This is a genomic window from Arthrobacter sp. TB 26, from assembly GCF_000427315.1.
GTDB lineage: Bacteria > Actinomycetota > Actinomycetes > Actinomycetales > Micrococcaceae > Arthrobacter.
In genome coordinates this window covers 1-4,144 of sequence record NZ_AUPJ01000021.1, presented here as the reverse complement: position 1 = coordinate 4,144, position 4,144 = coordinate 1, and the positions used below count along the sequence as shown (strand labels likewise).

Annotated in this window: 2 protein-coding genes; one reads left to right on the top strand and one right to left on the bottom strand. The window is 67.8% G+C overall.

What is annotated here, in order from left to right:
• Nucleotides 1–2,100, bottom strand: a 2,100-nt coding sequence (locus tag K789_RS0100410) for a DUF4082 domain-containing protein (protein WP_024365020.1), incomplete at its 3' end; no start/stop codon positions are given.
• Between the two features lie 365 nt (nucleotides 2,101–2,465).
• On the opposite strand from K789_RS0100410, the gene K789_RS0100405 reads away from it, so the two are divergent.
• Nucleotides 2,466–4,144 (top strand): chromosome segregation SMC family protein (locus tag K789_RS0100405; protein WP_024365019.1); only part of this gene is annotated, 1,679 nt, incomplete at its 3' end.

Genomic DNA, 4,144 nt, shown 5'->3' with positions numbered 1-4,144 from the left:
AAGCCGCTGGCCCGCGGCACTCCACAGCGAACCGGTGTGGGTTCCGGTATTGGCGGCGCTCTTGTAGAAGCGCGCCCCGGTGATGAAGCCGTCCGCGCTGGGTGTGATGTTCATTCCCAGCTCATACGCCCCGCCGTCCTGGGCATCAGGCACGTCCGGGACCTGCTGGCCGAAGACGGAGTACGGTCCGGTCAGCAGGAGATGACGGGTGAACGGTGCGCCGATGTTGGCGCTGTCGTCCACGGCGCGCACTTGGATGCTGGCCGTGGTGAGGCCCTTCTGGATATAGGTGTAGGACCAGCTTTGTTTGCCGTCGGCGCGCCGCCAGCTGGTTCCGCCGTCGGTGGAGACTTCGACGCCGGCCACAATGCCGCCGGTGTCGCTGGCCGTTCCGGACACCGTGACGCTGGTGCCGTGCGCAATCGTGGCTCCCTCGGCAGGGGAGGAGACCGTCACGGCCGGGGGCGCCGTATCGCTGCTGGCCGACGCGGCGGCAAGGGCGGTGTCGCGGGTGGCGGGCTGGGCGCCCATGTCGGCCAGCAGGTTGATCTGTGCCTGCTGCATCCGCGGATCCGCGGGCGCACCGTCGCCGTCGTGCTGCTGGTCCAGGCCCCACGTCCACTGGACCGTACCCGCGGAGAAGACCAGCGCCCCGCTGGGGGCGCGGTACATGGTCATGTGGTGCGTCGTGGTTCCCGGCATCACGGTGTTGCCGAAATCCTGCAGATACTGGGGGGTTGTCCCCGTGGTGGTGGAAAGCCGGATCAGTCCCGCCGGCCTGAACCCGTTGTCCAGGTCCTCATTGGATTCGTAGCCCACCGTGTGCGGCGCCAGCTCTGCGGAACTGCCGGCGGCCAGTGTTGCCAGTGTGGTGTTGCGCCAGAGACGCGCCTTTCCCTCGGCGGCGCTGACGGTCACGGGCAGATCCGTGTAGTTGGACATGTACATCGTCCCGGTCAGCGCGTTTTCCGGGAGGCCGCCGCCGTTGGCCTGCGCGGCGTACCGCGGATCGCGCCAGGTGCCGGTCCACTGCGTGCTGGGGTCAATCTTGCCGCCGGCCCAGGTCTCCTTGTAGGAAGTGATGGTGCGTCCGGCCGCTCCGTCGACCGGGGAAGGCTCCAACCGTGTCCGCCAGTACACCTCATTGCCGGAGAGGAACTGCAGATTCACGCCGGCATCGCGGGCGGCCTCCACATTGGCCCGCTGGGCGCCGGACCAGTATTCGTCGTGGCCCACGGAGAGGAACACCTTGTGGTTGAGGAGTTGGGCGCCGTTCCGGTCAGTGTCCACGCCGCTGATGTAGCTGACGTCGTAGCCGTTCTTCTCCAGGAAGCGGACCAGGGGGTACTCGCTGCCGAAGTAGAAGTCGCGGCCGTCCACGGCGCCGCGTGTGTTGACCGGCCGGTTGTAACTGATTTTGTAGGCCCGGCCGTTCTGTGCGCCCTGATAGAAATCCGAGCCGCCGTAGTCGTTGTAGGCCTGCCACGACGTGTCGGAGGTCTGGAAGACGACGTCCGAATGGCTGCCGTCCGAGCGGACAATGAAAGTGATGTGGCTCTGGCTGCCGTTATCCGGCCGCGTCAGGAGGGCGACATACACGCCGGAGACGGCGGTCGCGGGGACCTGCCAAGTGGCGGACACCGCCCAGGTTCCGCAATCGTAGAGTTCCGTGGTGACGTCAGCGAGGCATTGGGGCTGCGTTTGCCGAAATGCCGCTGGGGTGACATCGGCAATCTTGCGGGCGCCGAGTCCCTGGTACCAGCCGGTCCGGTAGATGCCGATCGTATAGTTGGCCGCGGTGGTGTCCACCTTGAAGCTGATGGGCTGGCCCGCGTTGACGCTGATGTCGGTTGCGAATCCCTGAATGTCGGCATCGCCGGCGCCGGTGATGTCCCATTCCGAGGGCGGGCTTCCGGGCTTCGAATTCTCACACGCCACAGCGTTCAGGAGCGGGGAGCACGGATCCGCAGCGGTGGCGGACGGCAGGAGTGCCGCCGGCGCAGCGACCGGCAGCAGCGCTGCAACCAGGGCGGCGACAACGAGCCGAATGGCGCCTCGTGTGAGTGCTTTCAGCGGTCGACCGGCTGCGGATGCGGACATATGGACTCCTGAGTGAGTACGCTGTGGCGGTATCGGGCCGGCGCATCGTGCACCGCCCTGTGCCGCACCCCCCGGGGCAGCCAACCAAGATATCCAGTTGTGTTCCAACATCGAGTTGCCAGCCAAACACCCCCCTTGCGCCCGTGGCCGGGACACAGAACCAACTGCGTCCTGCCACGCCGGGACGGCGTGAGCCCGCCGGCCCGAGCAGCATCAAGCAACTCTTCGCCGCCAGCCTAGGGTTCCGCGCGGAGAGCCAGCAAAAGAATTCCTTGGGAAAAGCCTAAATCCGCTGATTTTAGGGCCGTGGCGGTAGATTTAGGACGGGAGCAGCCGTTTCCGCCAGCCAGGAGATCCGAAATACCTTGCACCTCAAAAGCCTGACCGTCCGGGGATTCAAGTCCTTCGCTTCGGCGACGACTTTCGAATTCGAACCAGGCGTCACCGCCGTCGTGGGACCCAACGGCTCGGGCAAGTCCAATGTGGTGGACGCCCTGGCCTGGGTGATGGGTGAACAGGGCGCCAAGACCCTGCGCGGCGGCAAAATGGAGGACGTGATCTTCGCGGGCACGTCCGGGCGCCCGCCTCTGGGCCGCGCCCACGTCTCGCTCACCATTGACAACAGCGACGGCGCCCTGCCGATCGAGTACAGCGAAGTCACGATTTCACGCACACTGTTCCGCACCGGCGGCTCCGAGTACGCCATCAACGGCGCAGGCTGCAGGCTCCTGGACATTCAGGAGCTCCTCTCGGATTCCGGCCTGGGCCGGGAAATGCACGTGATTGTGGGGCAGGGGCAGCTCGACAAGGTGCTTCACGCCACCCCGGAGGACCGGCGCGGTTTCATCGAGGAAGCCGCCGGCATCCTCAAGCACCGCCGCCGCAAGGAAAAGACCGTCCGCAAGCTCGAAGCCATGCAGGCCAACCTTGCACGCCTCAGCGACCTCACCGGCGAAATCCGGCGCCAGCTCACGCCGCTGGGCAAACAGGCCGAAGTGGCACGGCGCGCCCAGACCGTCCAGTTCGACGTCCGGGACGCACGCTCCCGCCTCCTCGCCGACGACCTCGTCCAGCTGCAGTCGGCCCTGGCCCAGGATGTCGCCGACGAAAGCGCACTGAAAGCACGCCGCGGCGTCGTCGGGCAGGAACTCGAACTCGGCAGGCAGCGGCAGGCCAGCCTCGAACAGCGCGCCGCCGAAGCCACCCCCACGCTCAATGCCGCCCGCGACACCTGGTACCAGCTCTCCGCCGGGCGGGAACGGCTGCGCTCCCTGGGCTCCCTCGCCGAGGAGCGGCGCCGGCTGCTTGGCGCCTCCGACAGCGTCCCGGATACAGGCCGCGACCCCGACCAGCTCGACCGGCAGGCCGCCCGCGTCCGTGTGGAACAGGCCGGGCTGGAGCGCCAGATCGTGGACCGCCGCAGCACCCTGGACGCCGCCACCGCCGCCAAACAGGACGCCGAAAACGCCGCCGCCGCCGAGGACAAGCGCCTCGCGTCCCTGCTCCGCGCCGCCGCGGACCGCCGCGAGGGCCTCGCCAAACTTTCCGGGCAGGTGGGCGCCGCACGCTCCCGCGTCGAGTCAGCCCAGGCGGAACTCGGCCGGCTCCGTGAATCCCTCAAGGCAGGGGAGGAACGCCGCAGGCAGGCCCAGAGCGAATTCACCGCCCTCGAATCCCAGGTCGCCGGCGTGGAGGACGGCGAGGAGACCCTCGACGCCGAGTACGAGGACGCCAGCACGGTCCTCGATACCATCGCCGCTGAGATTGACGCGCTGAAGGCGGCCGAACGCGAAGGCGAGCGGGAACGCGGTGCCCTTATGGCCCGCCGTGACGCCCTTCAGCTCGGGCTGAACCGCAAGGACGGCTCGGACCACGTCCTTGGCTCAGGAATCCCCGGCGTGATCGGGTCCCTGGCGTCCATGATCACGGTGGAACCGGGCTTCGAGGCGGCCATCGCCGCTGCCCTGGGCGCCTCCTCCGACGCCGTTGTGGTGCAGGATGGCGAAGCCGCGGCCACCGCTGTCGAACGGTTGAAGAACGACGA